The following is a 19,313-nucleotide window of genomic DNA, read 5'->3' on the forward strand; positions in this document are numbered from 1 at the left end:
AGCCATTTAAAAACTGAGGTTCCTTCAGTCCAGAACTATCACCCTTGGACGATTCGCTTTAAGTTGGGTCAAATCCGTCACTTTATTAGCTGACACGTTCCTGAACTTTAAAGTGCAGGGAGTTACCCTCTGTTCTGTCTTGACCAAGACAGAACAGAGGTTTTAAATCTCTACGGCTGCTATCGATTAGTCCGAACGAACGTTAGCTTTTTTTAGTCGCTCTTTGATGGGCTGCCGTTGCCTGTAGTTCTTCGACTACATCCCAAGCAGCAGCACAGGCAGGGGATGTGGCACCCTGGTCCTCACACACTTTGCGCGCTTCTTGACGGGCGACATCAATTTCATCTTCAATAAATAGTCGCTTAGGTTTCTCTACAAAGTCACTTTTACAGAGGATGTCTGACACTGAGATAATGCCCATCAGACGTCCCTGAACAACTGGAGCCCGACGGATCTTAGTATTGGTAAACAAGCGGGCTACGTACTCCACACCCAGATCTGGTGGTACGACAATGCAAGGCTTAGTCATAATCTCAAACACCCTCATTTCTTTAGGATTGTGACCGTAGGCCGCTACCTTATAGACGATATCGGTTTCCGTCACCATGCCGTAGGGATCGTCTTCATTTCTCCGGTCTACGATCAATGCGCGCAATCCTTTGTTTTTCATCAGTTCAACTGCTTCAGCAACGGTGGCCGAACCACTAATGGTAATTACATCAGCGGTCATAATATCTTTTGCCTGCATCATGATTGCTCTGTTCCTCGTCAAAAAGAAGATAAGTAAAAGAGATTCTCAGTTTGGGAGAATCTCTTGCGTCTGACTTTAATTAATTGGTAATTCAAGCCCTAGGCCCTAGCTTCAAGTTTATAAGCATAGGCTGAATTTTAGGGGCAGGCCCTAACGTTTATTCCGTACCTGATATCTTTAGCCTGATGCCTAAACATCATATTCCCGCTGTTGCAGAACTTCTGGATTATCCATGTAGGCATCATTTCCATAGAAATCCTTCTTTGGTTTTTCGACAAAGTCGCTCTTGCGTAAAATGTCTGAAATTGAAATGACGCCGAGTAGATGGCCCTGAACTACGGGAGCACGACGAATTTTAGTATTGGCAAACAAACGCGCTACATATTCTACCCCCAGCTCTGGTGTCACTACAATGCAGGGCTTGGTCATAATCTGATAAACCCGCATTTCTTTAGGGTCATGGCCATGGGCGGCTACTTTGTACACGATGTCAGTTTCTGTCACCATGCCATAGGGATCGTCTTCGTTGCGACGATCTACAATCAGTGCTCGTAGTCCCTTTTCTTTCATCAAGGCAACAGCTTCAGCCACTGTCGCTGAGCCGCTAATGGAGACCACATCCTGGGTCATGATTTCTCTTGCTGCCATCATTGTCGCAAATCTCCTGATCTACAAATAAAAAGCTTAAAAAGCTTCTATGGATAGGCGTTGGGCAAAACGTCTGATGTCTGATGTTTTAAAAGCCTGCTATGTAGGCCTCGAGGACTGCATCACTCTTGGTGCAGAGCACCATTAAATAATCGCAATGGTCACAAACAGTTCGCGTCACAAAGTCATCAGCTGCACATCGCTGTGCTACCTGTTCAGATAACTGACTAAGGTCTAAAAAGTAGCGATCAGCAATGGCTCCGCAATATGGACAATGAACTTGTTGAGAGGAAAAGGGTGTAAATTCCGGCATGGCGATTGGCCCATCATATAAATTAGGCGTTGCTAGTTCTTATATGAATCATCAACAGTTTTATTCAAGGTTGTCTTCTTGGTGGGTTTGAATGGTGCAATCAGACTGGGGATAGGCTACGCAAGTTAGAACAAATCCGGCTTCAATTTGTTCATCTTCCAGAAATGACTGATCTGATTGATCTATGCTGCCAGCAACTAGTTTGCCAGCGCAGGTAGAACAAGCACCAGAACGGCAAGAAACTGGTAAATCAATGCCTTGCTCTTCAGCTGCATCAACAATGTATTGATCGTCAGGCACGTCAATAACTTGCTGTGCACCATCTTCGCCAATTAGTGTCACCTTATACGTCGCCATCAATTATTCTCCTCTCTACAAAAAATACAGCTGCTTTTCCCCTGCGGAAGTAGGCCTAGCCACGATTAAGTTTGTTAGGCTACTAGCAGAACCGCATCCCAAACACCGATATGCTAGGAGTACTGGGTGCCATTTTGGTTCCATGCTTATTACCATCCGTTCATAGTTCCTATGTCTACCGACGCTCAAAAGAACCCCATTTGGGAAAGACTAGAATTAGGAAGACGTAGTAAAGCAGCCCAGGGAGGATATGCTGGCTACGGTTCGCCTCCATTTGGAGAAAAAACGGTCGATGGCAATTTAGTGGCCGACGAAAAAGAACAGCAAATCATTGAGCTGATACGTCGTCACCATAAGTCTGGAAAATCGCTACAGCAAATTGCTAACTGGATGAATACCCAGGGCTATAAGACTAAGCGGGGTAAAGAATGGCAGCGCATATCGGTTAAGCGTGTCCTAGACAGGCTCTACGGAAAAACGCCCAGAGTAACGGGTGAGCCTGGCAAGCCTGCCAATGCATCTGATAATGAGGCTGAGGCATAACCTAAACCCCTCCAAATGCTATTCATATGGGCTTTTGGGTTGATGTAATGTTACATCCTTAACTATATACCTCAGGGTAGCTAAAGTCCATGCTTGGTAAAGTTTTAATCTTGTTTATGTGTTACATCCCTAATGACCCTTGATAAGGCCTTGAATTCAATGCCTATGCCCGACATCAATTGTGCTGAGCTGGGTGACTATCAGATTCCTGATGGGAGCGCCACGCCGTCTGATCCATGGCAAACGGTCACTCCGATGATGACAGACGCCATTGATCGCCAGGTATTAAAGGTATCTCCTGATTGGCCTTTGGGTGAGGCGATCGCAACTATGGGTGCTATACGGAGTAACTGTGGGTTGACGACGGGCAGCTCTAATCACCGCCATTCTAGTTGTGTTTTGATCGTAGATAATGATCAGACCATTGGTATTTTTACCGAGCGCGATATTGTCAGACTGACTGCCGATGGTGTGGATTTAAGTGCGCTCACCGTTGCTGATGTCATGACATCGCCGGTCAAGACCCTACAACAGTCGGCGTTTCAAGATATTTTTGCGGTCCTATTTTTATTCCGTCGCTATCGGATTCGGCATTTGCCCATCGTTGATGAGCACAATAAACCCGTGGGTATTGTCACCCCCGATAGTATTCGGCGGGTACTGCGTCCGGCAAATTTGCTCAGGATGCGGCGGGTTGCGGATGTGATGTCCACCAATGTGATCCATGCGTCGCCCAATACGCCGGTGATGCAGCTGGCTCAGCAGATGGCAGAGCACCGAGTCAGCTGCATTGTGATTGTCGAAGTGGATAGTCATGATACCGACCGCCGTGAGCTCCAGGCCTTTACGCCCATGGGCATTGTCACAGAGCGCGATATTGTGCAATTTCAGGCCCTGGAGCTAAATCTACAGCGATTAACGGCTCAGGATGTGATGAGCACACCGCTATTTTTGTTAGAGCCTACGGATTCTTTGTGGACAGCTCATCAAGCAATGCAAACACGCCATGTGCGCCGTCTGGTGGTGTCCTGGAATTGGGGCAGCGGTTTGGGCATTGTCACCCAAACCAGTCTGCTGAGAGTATTTGATCCCATTGAGATGTACGGTATCATCGAGAGCCTTCAGCGTACCTTGCACCAAATTGGGGAGGGCTCCCCCTCAGCCCAGAATCTGAGGACAACACCCCAGCCTGCGAAAAACGCAGACCAGATCACCAACCTACTATTTGATATTGAAACTAAGCTACTGGGCTTATCAGATGACGCTAATGTGAGGTCAGATCAGCAACAGGGTTTGGTGCAAGGTGCATTGCGATCGCTACAGCAGGTACAGGCAATATTGGGGCAATAGGGGGTATTGGTTCTTAGGTATTGGTTCTTAGGTATTGGTTGATTGTTGTTAAATGGGTGCTCCCCATTAAAGGCCTTGAACTAAGAGCCCGTAACCAATAACCAATACCTACCCCCCCTTCCCCTCAACCTGTTGCCAATACTCATAAACGCTGGTTGCCATCGTCAGCACACCAGTTGCGATCGCCTCCTCATTCACTTCAAACTTAGGGTGATGCAGCGGATGATTGTGTCGTCCCTCAAATCCGACGCCTAAGCGGAACATGGTGCCAGGTACCCGTTCGGTGTAGAGGGCAAAATCTTCAGAGCCCATGGAGGGTTCAGCTAGCCATTCGATGTGACTATCGCCCAGGGCAGTTTGGGCGGCATTGGCAACGATGGCCACTAAGTGGTCGGTGTTGATCACCGAGGCCACTCGCCGCTGATAGTTAAGTTCGTACTTAGCGCCATGCATGGCACAGACACCCGCGACAATTTCCTCGATCCAGATGGGGAGTTTGGCATAGATGTCAGGCTGAAGCGATCGCACCGTTCCCTGCATGACGACGCGGTCAGCGATGACGTTGGCCGCTTTGCCCCCAGAAATTTTGCCAATGGTAATGACAGCAGGATGTAGCGGGTTTAGTCGCCGGCTGATGGACTGCTGTAGGGTGGTCATCACCTGGGAGGCCACCCAAATGGCATCAATGGCCTCATGGGGGCGAGCGCCATGGCCCGACTCGCCAATGATGACAATCTCTAGATCATCCGCTGCTGCTGTTAAGACGCCGCGTCGCAGTCCAACTTTACCGGCCTTGATACTGGGAAACACATGTACCCCAAAGATCGCCGCCACATCTGCTAGGACATCATCGGCAATCATCCACTTCGCCCCCTGCACCGTCTCCTCAGCGGGCTGAAATAAAAATCGCGTGGTCCCAGCAAAAGGCTGCTGTTCAGTCAGTTCTGCCAGCACCATGGCGGTACCTAATCCTACGGTGGTGTGCACATCATGGCCACAGGCGTGCATAATGCCCCGATTTTTAGAAACAAAGGGCAAATCCACCTGCTCGGGAATGGGCAAAGCATCCATGTCCGTACGTATGGCCAGGATGTCAGAAATTTGTCCAGTGCCTTCTAGATTGGCAACAACACCGGTTTTGCCAATCATTTCTTGCACATGAAATCCGTAGGATGACATCACCCCCGCCACATAGGCAGCCGTTTGGTATTCTTGACCACTCAGTTCTGGATGGGCGTGGATGTGACGACGAATTTCGATCAGGCGGGGGGTGATTTTTTGGGTAATGGCTTGAATCTGGCTGAGCATTGCGGAAAATACTGACTACTGAATGTTGACTAAGGTAAGCGGAAGACGACGGCGTTGCTAGGCAGCGGTCTGAATTAAGCTGCGAGATGCTGAGAATTGACAGGGCATTGCTGATCCTTGGGATAGCTTTAGTTGTAAGACACCGTTCAATAGCAATCGCTCTAGACCGGTGAATCCTCTGAATCAGCAATTGCATTGGCAAATTTTCGACAAAAGCATACTTCAAACTGGTAACGATGACTGTTTATATGGCGTAGGGTCGTTGGATAAAAGATATCCGTGAAAGGAAAACTAGCTGCTGCTGGAAAACGTCCTATATATTTAAGAAAACTGGGGCAGAGTTCGAGAGTTGTGAATGGTGGTGTCTATCGTGGAATCAAAATGAAAAATCATTCCTTGATAAAAGTTTTAGGCATTGTCTGGGTGGCTAGCAACCTGAGTGCGATCGCATATGCTGATTATCAGCCCACCAGATCAGACGGCTCAGCGCCTGAGGGTGTCACCATATCAACCGCCCCCCGTTATTTTCAGCCGGTTAACCCCTCTGCTCCGCAGTCCCCCAGCACACCCACCGGCACCCGACGTGGCGGTTGCTTTAGCGGCGAATCTGCGCCGAGTATTTTTGCCCCTAAGGGCTTTGTTGGGATTACAGCTAACACTCAACCCCAACTGACTTGGTTTTTACCAGACGATGAGCCTGTTCCCGTGGAGTTTAGCTTCTACACGATCGATGCATCGGGCTCCTATGAACTAGAGCATTTACAAATGCTGTCCTATGAACCGGGCATCAACCAGTACCAGCCGCCAGTGGAACTGCAATCTGGAACACGGTATCTATGGCAGTTGGTATTGCAGTGTAACCCCAATCGCCCGTCTTCGGCGCTGGTTTACGAAGCTGAAATTGAGTTTGTTCCCATGTCAGTCAGCACTATTTCTACGACGGCCAACGCCTCGGAAAAAGCTGAAACCTATGCTATGGCTGGTTATTGGTATGATGCCATCTCAATTTTGGGCCAGGGTGAACAGCCCGATGTGGTTGCCATGCGCAGAGCGTTGCTGAATGATTTGGCCATTCTAGAAGATGCGATCGCAACTCCTGAGCATTGACCAGCCGTCACTGATTGTCTTAATTTAATGCAACGGTGGATAAGTCACCATAGGGTGGTTCAACTGGGTTTGGAGCAACCTTTGCCATGGCCTCAGCAACAGGCCGAGCAACAGCGTAGGGTGCTGGGGTATGGGCGCAACATGTTTACTAGTGTTTCAGTCCGCTGAACAACCAGCGCGTATACCCCTAGGCCTGCTAGAAATAAAGGATAGGGAAAAGTTGCAGCTCAGTTTAGATAACCTGACTCCAGACACTATGAACTCCACATCGCTTCAATGGGAATTGAATAAAAATCAACAAATATTTCAACTCTTTATGCCGGGGCGTTGTCGGATGATATGGAGTGATGTCGAGGTGAGTTGTGAGTTTTGCGGGTCTTTATCCCAGTCCCTAATCAACCTTGATCGGAGCAATTACTAGACTATGCCAACTACATCAGAGCTGCCCCCTAAGTTAATTGTGATTGTGGATGATCATGAGGCTGTCCTGGCAGGCACCCTCAATCTGTTGCAAACGCAATATCCAGACACCAAATTTCTAACTGGCCAAGATGCTCAATCTGCAAAGGATATCATTGCCCAAGATCAGCCTGATCTGGCGATTATGGATCTTTCTATTCCTCCCCAGGCAAATGCGCCTGCTCAAACAGAGGTTGGCATTCAGCTGCTGCGCGATCTGATGACGGACTACCCACAGCTTAATTTTGTTGTGCAAAGTGCTCATGTACGTTCTTTAGTAAGACTCAAGCCTGCCATTGAAATGCACCAGGGTGGGTTCACCATTTCTGATAAAAGTGCCCCCATGCGAGAGATGTTGACCAAGGTGGACTGGTCGCTGCAAGGGTTGGTCTACACGCCGCGCGAGATGCGGGTCAAACTAGAAGTGAAACCGGAATGGTTAGAGGTATTACGGTTGGCGTTTCAAGAGGGGTTGCAAGATAAAACAATTGCAGAAAAGATGTGCATATCTGAGCGCACCGTACGACACTATTGGACCAGAGTGCAGGATGCCCTGGGGGTATATCCAGATGAGGGAAAAAATATGCGCATTCAAACAGAAATTCGGGCGCGTCAGGAGGGTCTGTTGGATTAAATGGGCACACGCGTCTTCAAACGGTGGCTGCTTGATGGTGTCCGGGGCATTTTACCTGGGATTCCCATTGTTGGTGCTGTGGTGGCGGCTCGACTCCTGGGTATTTTTCAACCCTTTGAGTGGCAGGCGTTGGATGCTGGGTTGCGATCGCGACCCGCAGAAATCACCGATCAGCGCATTACAGTAGTTGCCATCACTGAAGAAGATATTCAAGCCATTGGCGAATACCCACTGCCCAGTGGAGTATTGTCCGATTTACTAACAGACGTGAATCAGTATCAACCCACCGTCATGGGTTTGGACATATTGCGCGACATCCCCATAGAACCCGGTCACAAGGATTTTATTAAAACGATCCAAGACCTGGACAACTTAGTTGTTATCAACAAAATTTTACCGCCCAGTATTCCTCCCCCTACCGATGCTCCAGAATCTCGCATCGGTTTTGTTGACACTCTGTTAGACGATGATGGTTTTGTTCGTCGTAGTCTCTTAGGGGCAACAGATGAGCACAATAACTATCGTTTTTCCTTCACCATCCGCCTGGCTGAAGCTTACCTGGTTCAAGCAGGGCTAATGCTCGAAAATGGCCTTCGTAACCCTAGCGCTATGCGGTTTGGGTCTGTGGAGCTAGTACCCTTTGAACCCAACACAGGAGGATATGTTCAAACAGATGCAGGGGGTGAGCAGATACTCATCAATTTTCGCAGCGGCTCCACCCCATTTGACATCATTACCTATCAAGATATTCAAACTGGGGAGTTCTCTCCAACCCTGCTTAAAGATCGCCTTGTTTTAATTGGAGTCACCGCCCAAAGTGTCAAAGATATCGTCAATACCGCTGCTATTGATGGCTTTAACCCTGGTTTGGTAACCGGTGTAGAATTACAGGCCCATGCCATTAGTCAAATTATCAATGCTGTTTTAGATGATCGCCCTTTATTAAGGGGGTGGCCCGACTGGGTCGAATATACTTGGATTGTCGGCTGGGGTATGTTGGGCATTGTCTTAGCCCGTTTCAAAATTAAAGCCACCTATTACTTTGTCAGCCTTGTCATCCTGGTCTTAGGCATAACATTTATCAGCTATGGATTGTTATACATCGGCTGGTGGATTCCGCTCATTCCCGCTGCCGTTGCCTTCTTCTTAAATGGTGTCGCCCTATATCCCTCCTATAGAAGACAATATGAGCTGACGCTACGTCTAGAAGATCGTCAGCAGCTTATAGAGCGCACATTTGACCAAATTCACAACGGGCCACTGCAAAAATTGTCGACTATCTTGTCGCGTGTATCCGAAGACCCAAATTTCTCTTCTGACCTACATCGTGACTTACGATCCCTCAATCAAGAATTGCGGGGTATCTATGAAGCCATGCAGCAAGAGTTTCTGGTTGAGGAGAGCTGTTGTTTACAGCTAGATGGTAACCGCATTATTCGATTAAATCAGCCGCTGCATGAAATGCTCTATGAGGTCTATGAACATACGTTACAGCGCAATGAATTCCCTCACTTTGAAGGCATTAAAGTCCACATTAGAACTTTCGAGCCGATGTTAGAACAAGGCTTAAGTGATGATCGCAAGCGAGAGATTGGCCGCTTTTTAGAAGAAGCCCTCTGCAACGTGGGTAAATATGCCAGAAGTTGTTCTCGCTTAGTGGTAATTTGTCGTCAAGAAGACTCTAAAAATATAATTCGCGTTGTAGATAACGGGGTGAGTCAAGATCCTAATCAAAATTATCGACGGATTGGTCGAGGCACTCAGCAAGCAACTAAGCTAGCTAACCATCTGGGCGGTCACTTTGAACGTCAACGTTTGGAACCCCGTGGCGTCTGTAGTGAACTTTATTGGTCCACACGCAAAGCAAAGTGGAAGTCCCGGTGAGGCAGCCAGCCAAGGCACCACAATGCCCGATGATTTTCAATGCAAAGACGAGTCACTCCTATCAAAGTGGAGAGGAGTGACTTAGAACGTTTGTTTCCTACGACCGCTCTGTTAGGGAGTTGAAGCCCTCTTCGGAAACAATAAAGGTGAGGAAGCGACAAAAACTCACCACCGCCCTAGTCTATAGGTTGCGTGTTGCTCAAACCTTTGACGTCGCTCTCCTTCAAGGTCTGATAATGGGACATAGCGGTACAACACCCAGCCAACACAGTTTCAGGCTGTATAACCTGATACGCTCAAAGATAACGAGCAAAAATCAAAAATTATTCGTTACTTCATATCTGCTTAAGCTTTGCTCCATATTTTGCAGTATTTCTCCATATTTGTTTATTTATTAGGAGACTCAGATCAGCCTTTATAAATTCAAGACGTGCTATCTATTGTCTTGCAATATGGAGCGAGCTGATTTGCTGGATTGAGATTAAGGTATCCGCCAGTGCTGGTTAAGGAGACAAATCGAACTATAGGATCCCCTAAATTATGATGGTTCAGATTTCAGTCTTTTGAGGAACAACAATGCTAGACATCATAAATCACGATAGATGTGCCCATCATGTCTGACCGTGGCTAAGTTGCTTAAGGATGCTAGCTGATCTTCAGACTATACCTTAGTTGTATAGCCTGAAAAGTTATAATAATTTATTCTAATAGAAAATCAAAAGTCACCAACGTTTCTTATGTATTAAAATAATTTCCTATGCCTTCTTCTTTGTGAGAAATTTCTCATGAAAAACAGTAAATAATCAACTGATTTCTCATGAGAAATACAAAGAATCTGGTCGCTATTGGTGACCAGATATTTTATTTAAATGGCGTTTAAATAAAATATTAATTATCTGCAAAGTATGACCAATCTAAGCATGTTTGATTCAAAATATTTGCCATTGTGCAAAGTCGACTCGCAACTTGAGGTGCTCGTTCAAAATTAGAACCCCAATTCTTGATCGTCTTTTCAGAATAGCCAGTAATGCGATGCAGCTCTTTAATACAAAGTCCCTTGTATCCATATTCATTGGGCTTAATATTATGCATCTCAGGAACCCACTTAGCGCAGTACTCGGCAGGGCTCAAAGGCTTGTCCATAAACTCGTCTATACCTGATTTCCTTATTTTGGTTCTTTTTACAGTTTGCATTGTGGATTGGTTAGTGTCACATAGTTGCTAATAACTAGCCAAACCATAGGTTATTTAGTCTTAAATGACGACTATTTTCACTCTAAAAAACTATATTTTTTATCTATGCATAGAATAAGTGTTTGGCTCGATTTGTGGGTTTTATTTGGCTAAACCAGAGCTTATCAAAGTTTTTATGCGAGTTCAAACGTGTACAACATGAATCTTTAGTATCAATGGCCGTAATGTTATTTTCAAAACTTATATTCTTATGCTTATAGAAAAGATAGACTTAAGCCAATTTTTCCGGAAAGGACTTAGTCAAACTTGAACCCTTAGCTAAGGTTCATCTACTGAATAAAAGTCTCCTATTCTCCTATTATTAATATTTTGATCATATGGTTTAAATTTGATTGTTCTTATGAGTTAATTGATAGTTGTGGTCCCCTTGGGGACATTGGCAGTACTCATCTGGGCTCTACCGCAAGAGTATTTGGGATATATTTCTTCAGCTAAACGGTCTGTTGTAAATTGATTTACACTGCTTGGAGATGTTGCTAGGCTGATTCTCGTAAGGCAGACCCTGACTCTATTTGGTTGATCATTCTTTTGATAGATCAAAAATATGTCTTGTTGAGAGCAAATAGAGTTATTGCCATCTTTATATAGAATGTAAAGCCTTTCATTGGGCTTTTACCTGAAAAAAAATAATTTGTTTTCATGGTCAAAATAATACTTATAAGTGATGGTGAGTCAGACTATCAGACACTTGAACAAGGGCTTAATATATATGGATATGACGTAGTTTCAACCAATCGAGGCGATGACGGTCTCCTGTTGGCGCTGACCGAAGCTCCAGATTTGGTGATGGTAGACCTAGATGCACCCGTGGTAGATGGGTGGCAGTTAATTAAAAATCTGAAGCAATCTAGAGCTACGTGGCTGATTCCGGTTATTGTCATAGCAGAGCGATCAGTAGATGGGCAACTGCTCATTCAAGCCGGCTTTGATGCCTATGATCGGAAGCCTCTTTCCCTCAAGCACCTTTTACAAAGAATTGAAATTCTGTTATCTTCTTCAGATTCTCCTCAGGGAAAGGCAAGTACGGTGCAGCCTATTCCGTTGCAACCTCAAACAGTTGATTCTGTACAAAAGAAGATGAGTCTGGAGAAATCCTTATCTTCTACACCAGTTGTTTATGTGGATGACAATCCGACTGATAGTCAGGTGATGTCTGAGATTCTACAGAATGCGGGCTACAGCTACGTTAATATTTCTGATCCTCTACAAGCTTTGCCGCAATTATTGGAGTTAAAGCCCCAGATTATTTTTCTGGACTTAGTTATGCCCATGGCCAATGGCTATGAGCTATGTTCTCAGATTCGGCGTATTACGGGTTTCAAGAAGACGCCAATTGTCATCGTAACCAATAATAATGGCATTATTGATCGGTTGCGCTCCAAATTTGTTGGTGCGTATGGATTTTTGCATAAACCCATCAGAGAGAAACGTGTTCTGGCTATGTTAAAGAAATATGGCTGTAAACCCAATCAGACACTGGCTGATAACATGGTGCCCCTGAGTAGTCTCTCTTCATCAAATACCGTTTTTAAGCGCTAGACTTTAGGCAAAACTTTCTGTATAAAAGGGGCCTAGAGGAAATGTAAGAGAACCGTCAGGATGTGGCACAGTTACGAGGAGACTTAAATGCAGCTATTTGGCTGGTGCATCGTCACCATAGTTTGAGGCCACTGGCCCATCTGGGATGAGGCCACTAGTAATGATTGAAAGAGGTCAAAATGTTCTGTATGGGCAAAATACCACAGATATATCGGAGCATCTCTTACGCGGTACTAGAGGCTTCTCATTAGTCAATATTGTCAAGCAAGAGTCTGTGGATTTTGCAGGTGGTTATGGTTACTTGCTGGAGGCTGAGATGGACGGGATGACTGTGATGCAGTGTGTCTATGTACCAGCTGATGGGCAATATATTCGATCATTGGCAACAGGGGCACGTGGTGCGTTTAGCAATGGACTACCTGCGGTAGAAGAGATTGCTGGTTCAGTTATTGTTAATGATTAGAGGCTGTCATTACGGTTATTTGACTTATCGCGGCGCTCGCTACAAAGCCTGGTAAGTACTCAGCAGATGTGCATTGAGCATTTGCCCTGGCAACCGTCAGGGCTTTTTTCATGTGAGGATATCCTATAAAGCTCTGTCAAAAGGGTGTGAGGCTTGCCAAAATTAGGTGATGGCTGTCCCAGATAAGTCTAAGATTTGCTAGCATGACTCCAAACTTACTATATTATCGTTGTCTTTAGATTCCATGTCCCTGGGTAGCTCGGATTCAGTCGTTGTTGATTTAGAGAATAAATCTATCTGTTAAACGGGTTGATAGCCTACAGTTAATAGGTAGATTCATGCTGAAGATCAGCAATGCCCGAATGATCATCTCGGGAATAACTGTTGTTAAATGACCTAGTCTTCTCTCTATTATTGAGCGGAATCATCTAGCGAATAAAATAATTAGGCACTTTTAAGCTCATGACAAGCTTTAATTATTATTATGACGTGCTCAATTTAGAGCCAGGCAGCACAAAAGAAGATATTAAACGAGCTTATCGCCGTTTAGCCCAGCAGTGGCATCCAGATAAATTTTCTAAAAAGCCAGATCAACTGCCAGAGGCACGGGAGAAATTTGAGTTAATCAAAGAAGCCTACCACAAGCTTATTCATGCTCCCTATGGGGATACATTAAAAAATGTAAGTACTAAAATCTCAGTACGTCCTCCCAGCGCTGAGGAGCATTATCAAGAGGGGATTGGGTTGCTTCGAGCGGGTAAACGTAAACAAGCGGTTGAGAGTTTTAACCAAGCTATTCGCAAAAGGCCAAACTATTTACAAGCGTATCAGGCTAGGGCGTTTACCTTAGAACAGCTCGGTTTAGGCCTGCAAGCTAAAGCCGATTTTGAAAAGGTGGCTACGCTCAAACAGCAAATGTCGTCAGCCCCATCCTCAAACCCTGATGTGAATGGCCGACCTGATGTTGAACGTACATTTCAACGGGGGGTGCTTCAGTTCAAATCGCGAAGATATGGAGCTGCGATTGAACATTTCACTACGGTCATTCATCTTAATCCTAACCATATAGAAGCCTATCGGTATCGCAGCCAGGCCTACTTTCGTCGAGGCTATGACGATAAGGCTAATGCAGATTTTAGACGCCTGCGCGACTTGGAGCAACAAGCTAAGGAACCAGCATCAAGGCCATCGTCCTCATCGAGGCCATCGTCCTCACCGAGAAAGTCCTCACCGAGAAAGTCCTCACCGAGAAAGTCCTCTCATTCAACGTCTAGATCTTTGTCTAGATGGCAGTGTATTCATACGTTGTCGCGCCATACGGGGGATGTTTCTGCTGTTGCGATCTCAAGAGACGGAAAAAAACTAGTCACGGGCAGCCACGATAAAACCCTACGGTTGTGGAGCGTCAAGACCGGCAGTTTACTGAGAACCCTCAGTGGCCATAGTCAAGCAGTTCACTGTGTTGCGGTTAGTTGGGATGGTAAATTGATCGCTAGTGGTAGTGCCGATACCACCATCAAACTTTGGGATATGCGCACAGGGGAATTACTGCGCTCGTTTGGTAATTTAATCTCGGGACATTCAGCTACGGTTACGGCCCTAGCATTTAGCCCCAATAACCAGTTTTTAGTCAGTACGAGTCAAGATGCAACGGTGCGTCTGTGGTCCTTAAAGTCTGGCAAAGAAATTTATGCCCTTAAGGACTATCCAGAAGAAATCTTAGCTTTAGCCATGGGGTGGGATGGCAAAGCCATGGTTTATGGAGGAAACAGTAATCAGCTGCATATACGACACACTAAAACTGGCAAATTAATTCGTTCTTTCTCCATTGATAGCCAACCTAATCGAGCTGTAGCTTTAAGCCGCCAGAGTTCTCTTTTGGCAGTCGGTAGCGGCGACAAAATTGTGATGTGGAATCGTCAATGCCAGAAAAAACTGTTTGAACTCAAAGGTCATACTGCTGCTGTAAGTTCCTTAGTCTTTAGTACAGGTAATCAGATTGTTGTAAGTGGTAGCTACGATCAAACAATTAAGCTTTGGAATGCAAGCACTGGACAAAATATTGATACTCTAACAGGGCATCAAGCCGCTGTCTGCTCCGTTGCCTGTAGCTTAGATGGCAAAGTGATTGTAAGCAGCAGTGCTGATACAACGGTTAAGATTTGGCAGCAGACTTAAGGCATATTTATTAGTTGTTGCCAGTTTGTTGGACGGTGTACCCCTTATCTTGTAGCAGTTGAACTACACTATCGTCACCGACTAAATGGGCAGCACCAACCACCACCAAGTAGTCTTCGGGTTGATTAATATAAGATTCAATGTCCGGCATCCAGTTCTGATTACGCTGTACCAGCAGAGCATCATAGGCCTCAGGAAAACCGGCAAAGCCCTCTAGTATCAAACTTTCAAATGTAGGGGCATCACCTGATTTCCAGGCTGAAATCATTGAACCCATTACGGTTTCTAAGGCATCTAATTCTAAAATGGTTTGCTTAACGAGGTCTGCCTGGATAGACGGAGGCATATCGTCTAAGAACCCAAATTGTTCTTCAATGGTTTCCAAGGCTAAGACATTTTTATTGGCTAGGCTCGCTTCATTGAAGAAATAGGTATCTACGCCATAGGCTGGCTCAAAGCCTAGCTGTAAGAGTTTGAAAACAGATAGGTTGATGAAGAAAGCCCAAGGTTCAAAGTTGTTAAATCCAGCGAAGGGCAGGCCTATGGCGGTAGCTGTTTCTTGTGCTAGTCGATAGGTCTCGTCATCGAGGGCGTTATAGATGACTTCATCTGGGCTATCGGGTGCTGCTGCTGCCAAAAAGGTTTGTAGAGTTTCTGGGCTTTCGGATGCACCAATGTTAACTTCAAAAACAACGGTTTCGGCATCTTCAAATGCAGCTTCAATAGGCTGAGCCAAGGGATAATCCGTCTCTCTTAAAAGATGGATGGCACCAAGCAGATACACCGTGTTGTTAGGGGATTCAATTTCCCATAGGAAGGTCTTATCTTCAGCCTGGCTTGGTTGTACTAAGCTGAAAAAAGCAGCCAATGGCAGCATTGCTGTCAAGCAAGTTCTAGAGAAAGGACTTTTAATGTTCATGGCTTCTGTATTTGAAGTTTAAACATAGATAAGCTGTGCAATTTTCCAGGTCTAACACACATAGAGACTAAGTGTCATTATAGATTAAGGTTTAGTGGATGGTACGGCATCGCTAATTCTGGCGTTATCGTCATGCATTTATGTAGGATAGTGATGACGAATCCAGAGCTTAAAGGGCGCACGAATGTACGCCCTGAGTAAGACAGTGGGGTGTCTAGTAAAAATTTTAGAGCTCTCCCAGTGATAACCTTTTAGTCTAAAATTCGCTCTCTTACGATGCGAATGCTGCCCCAAGGAGATAGTCTTCCCTGAATTTGTTGTTCCAAAAGCATGGCTAACACATATGCTTTAAGTGCCTGGTTACGTTTATTTAGGTAGCTCATGTCAGATAGTTTTTTGTTCTGGGTTAGTTGTTTAATAATTTGAGTGTTTTTACCCAGGGGATGAGCTTTTGCCAAGGAATACCACATAGATGATGCCATCAGCAAATGGGCACACGTATTCATGACATTTCGTTGGGAGGCAAACTGTCGTGAAAAGCTTTGTTCAAAGTCGTTTTCAACGTGAGTAATCCACTTAGGATACATGAGATGTATAAGCCCTATCTCATTGCCACTTAATTGCTTCAGTAGCTTAGGCATCTGCTTTGTACCCGTACACCCTTTTTTGAGATCAGCAAGCAGTATTTGACCAATGGCTGTGCATTTAGACATGTCCTGTAGCTCTATAGATATGCCCTCCTCACATAATGTCCAAGCTGTTTTTAGGTCACGGATACGTGCCACTATATGATGCTCAGTCAACGTCAAAAACTCAATAAGTATTGCTAAAACAGTTTTGACAACTTTAAATGCTAAGTCCCGAATAGGATAATCGTGCAAACCAAGTCTTTTCTCAAACTGACGAAAGGTATTCCCTAATTGATAGTGCCTCAAAATAGGACTCTGATCGGTCCAACTGGCTAACTCCAGAATAGCTTTCCTCTGTTGAGAGATCCCATAACCTTTGGCTTCGGTGCGTGCTCTTTGGATTTTCTGATAGATGCTGGTGACAAGCTTTAAGGCCATTATCAGGTTATCAACAGTGGTTACATCAAGCCCGAGTCTGGTAGTGTGGTGAGAGCTAAACCTGTTATGGGGCAGCAACTCTGTGAGATTGAAAAAAGCCTTGCCATCCATCTGCTGATATTTTAGACAGACATCTATGGTTCTGGAGACTTGTGTTTTAAGTTGTTGTGCCCAGTAAATCTGATGGGATAGCTGTTGGTTAATGGCATGTCTCCAGGCTTTACTTTGGTTTAGATTAATATTTGCTAGTTGACAGATGTCATCTTGAGTACACCAGCCGCCAGATGACTGTTGCTGGATTAGTCTCTCCTGAAAAAAACTTACTTCTTCAGTGATTTTTGGTAGTCTAAACGCAAAATTACCGTGGCCATATTTTTGCGTCAGCCAGGTGCAAAATGTAGTCGCATCCTGAGGCCGAATACCCATAATTGGCTGCAATGCCATATCAGCCGTAAAAACAGGCTTTAACCAATAGTCTGGTTGATGAGCAACACCTGTTGATCTGCGCTGTTCATCAATAAACAATTGATATTCACAAGCCATGACATGTGTTTGATCAATCTCCAGGTTACGGGCAACGGGCACCAACCGATCAAACCGCTGAACTATTTTTACTTCTGCAGCTTTTGTACGTAATATTGGATCATCAGAATTTAAATGGATGTCTAGAGCATTCTCTAACCGTGTCCGCAACGGCAAGTCAACCTGCATAGCTTCGGCTAAACAATCATAGACAAGTTTGAAAGCCACTACACTCTTGGTTCCTGATGTGGCTAATTTGTGAGCCTCTTCAATAATGCGAGTTGCGTTGCTTTGGGCCGCATATAAACGAATGGTTTCTGACCACCATGCATGTAAAATACGCGCAATCAAAAGATGCTCACAACGTTTATTTTTAATCATCGAAGCGGCTAAATATTCTTGAATACAGCGATGATTAAATTCATAGAAGCCGACTTTATCACTTAAGATCAGTAAACCAACATCGTTGACGGCATAGGAAATGAAGGCTTCAACACTAATTTTTTCACCCCCTGGACATTCATTTAAGCTTTTGCGTACAAGGCTTTGAATAGTCTGATCCTCAAGCGAGAACAGTAGTCGTTCTTTCATTACTAGTTCAAAGGCTAAACCCTGAAGCACTAAAAGCGTTTGATCAGCGGTTAGTTGGATGCTCTTTTGCTGTCCTTCAGAAACAGTGCGACGCTCGATCATCACTTTACAAATCTCTTTATACAGTGCTCCTCGTGATTTAGGCAGTTCGTACCCATTCTCATAGATGGTGATGATCATAATGAGTAATAATGGCGTACTCGTCAGCTGAAAAAGGTAGGGATTTCGCTTGATCCTAACAATCAACTCATTGGCTTTACGATGAGCTTTGACGACAGTGGCTGCTCTATCTCTTTTGTTTTTAGCGCCCTGACTTTTCATCTCTTCGTGATGCTCATACCATGAAAGAATAAACCTCTCTGCCTGTTTGAAGTTGATCGAGCGAATTTCGAGAAATGTTGTAATTCCTTTGATGATCTCTTTGCGATCTGTAAAAGGACGAGATGTTACGATAAACGCTGAATCTGGATATAATCGAATCTGTTGAGAAATCCAGTGTCCTATTTTTGCTTGGTCTTGTTCATTACCAATTTCATCCATGCCATCGAGCATTACCAGGCAACGCCCTCGCTTTAACTGGCGATGAAACCATCCCAACGCAGGGTTCAATGTTTGAATGGATTCCTGGGTTTCGACCAATGTTGCCAAATTTTGAGATGGATCACTCAAAATAGTTGAAGTGATTTCTCTAAGGGGTAAAAAAACGGGAATTAATCGCCTAAACTTACGGGTGGCCTTAGTGCGTTTTACGCCTGAACTGGCCAATAGCAGGTACTTAAGCAGGGTGGTTTTACCAGCACCAGGATTACCCGTAATCATAATGGGTTGATATTTTCGAGTACCGTGCCCTCTGCTAGTCAACGATTGCCAAATGGCAGATAGACCATGTTCATCGGTTGGGCGTATGGGGGTTTTGTGGTAATCGTCATAGGAGAAGTTAAAAGAGATATAGACTTCTTCTAGCTCACAGTTAAAGGCAAGATTGGCCTTAGATCCGGGGAGCTCAAAATCACCATAAAGGGTTTGTACAAACTTTTGATAGCGATCTATAAACCTTAGCGGAGCCTGATAGCGTAACAGTTGAATCAATAAGCTGACTCCGTCAAAAAGGTAATCTGCCAGAGAGTCTACTTTTTCTCCTAGCTTTGTTTCTAGTCTTTTTGTGAAACGTTGAAAGAGATTTTTGAGAATTTCTAGAAAAACTGCTGATGTGAAGGAAAAAAAGAAAACCTCGCTGATGTCTAAATTGGATACTTTCTTACTCCAGATCAGTGCTGCGGCGATGCCACTAGACATCGCAATATTGGTGCCAAATTTCGATAAAAATAGCTGTAGCCCAGGAAATGGATTATTTGGGGTAGTCATGGCAATAGACGAACACACTCACAGGACTTATAGTTCTATATAGTTCTGGGTTATGTACGTA

General features: G+C 44.9%; 17 protein-coding genes. 9 read left to right on the forward strand and 8 right to left on the reverse strand.

Features of this window, described 5'->3' with window-relative positions; genetic code table 11:
- Positions 1–202 precede the first annotated feature (202 nt).
- From SPB21_RS03325 to SPB21_RS03340, 4 genes are all read right to left on the reverse strand, one after another.
- On the reverse strand, positions 203–751 hold the full coding sequence (locus SPB21_RS03325) for a CBS domain-containing protein (RefSeq protein WP_163670824.1): 549 nt from the start codon (positions 749–751) through the stop codon (positions 203–205).
- A gap of 189 nt (positions 752–940) precedes the next feature.
- A complete protein-coding gene (locus SPB21_RS03330) occupies positions 941–1,402 on the reverse strand; it encodes a CBS domain-containing protein (RefSeq protein ID WP_499865468.1) in 462 nt (153 codons plus the stop codon).
- A gap of 85 nt (positions 1,403–1,487) precedes the next feature.
- Positions 1,488–1,712 carry a pyruvate formate lyase-activating protein gene (locus SPB21_RS03335; protein ID WP_163700366.1) on the reverse strand — a complete coding sequence of 75 codons (225 nt, stop codon included), beginning with the start codon at positions 1,710–1,712 and terminating at the stop codon, positions 1,488–1,490.
- Between the two features lie 60 nt (positions 1,713–1,772).
- Positions 1,773–2,069: a 2Fe-2S iron-sulfur cluster-binding protein gene (locus tag SPB21_RS03340; protein WP_006519722.1), complete on the reverse strand. Its 297-nt coding sequence runs from the start codon at positions 2,067–2,069 to the stop codon at positions 1,773–1,775.
- A gap of 171 nt (positions 2,070–2,240) precedes the next feature.
- On the opposite strand from SPB21_RS03340, the gene SPB21_RS03345 reads away from it, so the two are divergent.
- Positions 2,241–2,612, forward strand: coding sequence for a recombinase family protein (locus SPB21_RS03345; protein WP_163670818.1), 372 nt, complete (start codon positions 2,241–2,243; stop codon positions 2,610–2,612).
- A gap of 255 nt (positions 2,613–2,867) precedes the next feature.
- A complete protein-coding gene (locus SPB21_RS03350; RefSeq protein WP_499060063.1) occupies positions 2,868–3,962 on the forward strand; it encodes a CBS domain-containing protein in 1,095 nt (364 codons plus the stop codon).
- Between the two features lie 108 nt (positions 3,963–4,070).
- On the opposite strand, the gene SPB21_RS03355 is transcribed toward SPB21_RS03350, so the two are convergent.
- Entirely contained in the window at positions 4,071–5,270 is a 1,200-nt protein-coding gene (locus tag SPB21_RS03355; protein WP_499865469.1) for a M20 family metallopeptidase, read from the reverse strand.
- 381 nt (positions 5,271–5,651) lie between these two features.
- Between SPB21_RS03355 and SPB21_RS03360 the strand changes: the two genes are divergently transcribed.
- The 4 genes from SPB21_RS03360 (at position 5,652) to SPB21_RS03375 (ending at position 9,354) form a co-directional block, all read left to right on the forward strand.
- A complete protein-coding gene (locus tag SPB21_RS03360) occupies positions 5,652–6,377 on the forward strand; it encodes a DUF928 domain-containing protein (protein ID WP_163670797.1) in 726 nt (241 codons plus the stop codon).
- A gap of 27 nt (positions 6,378–6,404) precedes the next feature.
- Positions 6,405–6,545, forward strand: a complete 141-nt coding sequence (locus SPB21_RS03365; RefSeq protein ID WP_499060002.1) for a hypothetical protein — start codon at positions 6,405–6,407, stop codon at positions 6,543–6,545.
- Between the two features lie 256 nt (positions 6,546–6,801).
- Entirely contained in the window at positions 6,802–7,470 is a 669-nt protein-coding gene (locus tag SPB21_RS03370) for a response regulator (RefSeq protein ID WP_163703102.1), read from the forward strand.
- Positions 7,471–9,354, forward strand: coding sequence for a sensor histidine kinase (locus tag SPB21_RS03375; protein WP_499865470.1), 1,884 nt, complete (start codon positions 7,471–7,473; stop codon positions 9,352–9,354). It abuts the gene before it with no gap.
- 888 nt (positions 9,355–10,242) lie between these two features.
- Here the strand turns inward: SPB21_RS03375 and SPB21_RS03380 are convergent.
- Positions 10,243–10,548: a hypothetical protein gene (locus SPB21_RS03380; protein WP_499865472.1), complete on the reverse strand. Its 306-nt coding sequence runs from the start codon at positions 10,546–10,548 to the stop codon at positions 10,243–10,245.
- Positions 10,549–11,247: 699 nt separating this feature from the next.
- On the opposite strand from SPB21_RS03380, the gene SPB21_RS03385 reads away from it, so the two are divergent.
- From SPB21_RS03385 to SPB21_RS03395, 3 genes are all read left to right on the forward strand, one after another.
- Positions 11,248–12,147: a response regulator transcription factor gene (locus SPB21_RS03385; protein ID WP_163670788.1), complete on the forward strand. Its 900-nt coding sequence runs from the start codon at positions 11,248–11,250 to the stop codon at positions 12,145–12,147.
- A gap of 160 nt (positions 12,148–12,307) precedes the next feature.
- Positions 12,308–12,610, forward strand: a complete 303-nt coding sequence (locus tag SPB21_RS03390; RefSeq protein WP_163670787.1) for a hypothetical protein — start codon at positions 12,308–12,310, stop codon at positions 12,608–12,610.
- A gap of 462 nt (positions 12,611–13,072) precedes the next feature.
- Complete coding sequence (locus SPB21_RS03395; RefSeq protein ID WP_499865474.1) at positions 13,073–14,788, forward strand: WD40 domain-containing protein; 1,716 nt, start codon at positions 13,073–13,075, stop codon at positions 14,786–14,788.
- A gap of 10 nt (positions 14,789–14,798) precedes the next feature.
- On the opposite strand, the gene SPB21_RS03400 is transcribed toward SPB21_RS03395, so the two are convergent.
- Complete coding sequence (locus tag SPB21_RS03400) at positions 14,799–15,707, reverse strand: TraB/GumN family protein (protein WP_499865476.1); 909 nt, start codon at positions 15,705–15,707, stop codon at positions 14,799–14,801.
- A gap of 251 nt (positions 15,708–15,958) precedes the next feature.
- Positions 15,959–19,252: an NACHT domain-containing protein gene (locus SPB21_RS03405; RefSeq protein WP_499865477.1), complete on the reverse strand. Its 3,294-nt coding sequence runs from the start codon at positions 19,250–19,252 to the stop codon at positions 15,959–15,961.
- Positions 19,253–19,313 lie beyond the last annotated feature (61 nt).

This window comes from Leptothoe sp. ISB3NOV94-8A, assembly GCF_043421595.1.
GTDB classification, from domain to species: Bacteria; Cyanobacteriota; Cyanobacteriia; order Phormidesmidales; family Phormidesmidaceae; genus Leptothoe; species Leptothoe turfae.

What these genes read in the sequence shown, in the direction of transcription:
- SPB21_RS03325 (WP_163670824.1), bottom strand. Translation starts at nt 751, where the DNA reads ATGATGCAGGCAAAAGATATTATGACCGCTGATGTAATTACCATTAGT.
- SPB21_RS03330 (WP_499865468.1), bottom strand. Translation starts at nt 1,402, where the DNA reads ATGATGGCAGCAAGAGAAATCATGACCCAGGATGTGGTCTCCATTAGC.
- SPB21_RS03335 (WP_163700366.1), bottom strand. Translation starts at nt 1,712, where the DNA reads ATGCCGGAATTTACACCCTTTTCCTCTCAACAAGTTCATTGTCCATAT.
- SPB21_RS03340 (WP_006519722.1), bottom strand. Translation starts at nt 2,069, where the DNA reads ATGGCGACGTATAAGGTGACACTAATTGGCGAAGATGGTGCACAGCAA.
- SPB21_RS03345 (WP_163670818.1), top strand. Translation starts at nt 2,241, where the DNA reads ATGTCTACCGACGCTCAAAAGAACCCCATTTGGGAAAGACTAGAATTA.
- SPB21_RS03350 (WP_499060063.1), top strand. Translation starts at nt 2,868, where the DNA reads ATGATGACAGACGCCATTGATCGCCAGGTATTAAAGGTATCTCCTGAT.
- SPB21_RS03355 (WP_499865469.1), bottom strand. Translation starts at nt 5,270, where the DNA reads ATGCTCAGCCAGATTCAAGCCATTACCCAAAAAATCACCCCCCGCCTG.
- SPB21_RS03360 (WP_163670797.1), top strand. Translation starts at nt 5,652, where the DNA reads ATGAAAAATCATTCCTTGATAAAAGTTTTAGGCATTGTCTGGGTGGCT.
- SPB21_RS03365 (WP_499060002.1), top strand. Translation starts at nt 6,405, where the DNA reads ATGCAACGGTGGATAAGTCACCATAGGGTGGTTCAACTGGGTTTGGAG.
- SPB21_RS03370 (WP_163703102.1), top strand. Translation starts at nt 6,802, where the DNA reads ATGCCAACTACATCAGAGCTGCCCCCTAAGTTAATTGTGATTGTGGAT.
- SPB21_RS03375 (WP_499865470.1), top strand. Translation starts at nt 7,471, where the DNA reads ATGGGCACACGCGTCTTCAAACGGTGGCTGCTTGATGGTGTCCGGGGC.
- SPB21_RS03380 (WP_499865472.1), bottom strand. Translation starts at nt 10,548, where the DNA reads ATGCAAACTGTAAAAAGAACCAAAATAAGGAAATCAGGTATAGACGAG.
- SPB21_RS03385 (WP_163670788.1), top strand. Translation starts at nt 11,248, where the DNA reads ATGGTCAAAATAATACTTATAAGTGATGGTGAGTCAGACTATCAGACA.
- SPB21_RS03390 (WP_163670787.1), top strand. Translation starts at nt 12,308, where the DNA reads ATGATTGAAAGAGGTCAAAATGTTCTGTATGGGCAAAATACCACAGAT.
- SPB21_RS03395 (WP_499865474.1), top strand. Translation starts at nt 13,073, where the DNA reads ATGACAAGCTTTAATTATTATTATGACGTGCTCAATTTAGAGCCAGGC.
- SPB21_RS03400 (WP_499865476.1), bottom strand. Translation starts at nt 15,707, where the DNA reads ATGAACATTAAAAGTCCTTTCTCTAGAACTTGCTTGACAGCAATGCTG.
- SPB21_RS03405 (WP_499865477.1), bottom strand. Translation starts at nt 19,252, where the DNA reads ATGACTACCCCAAATAATCCATTTCCTGGGCTACAGCTATTTTTATCG.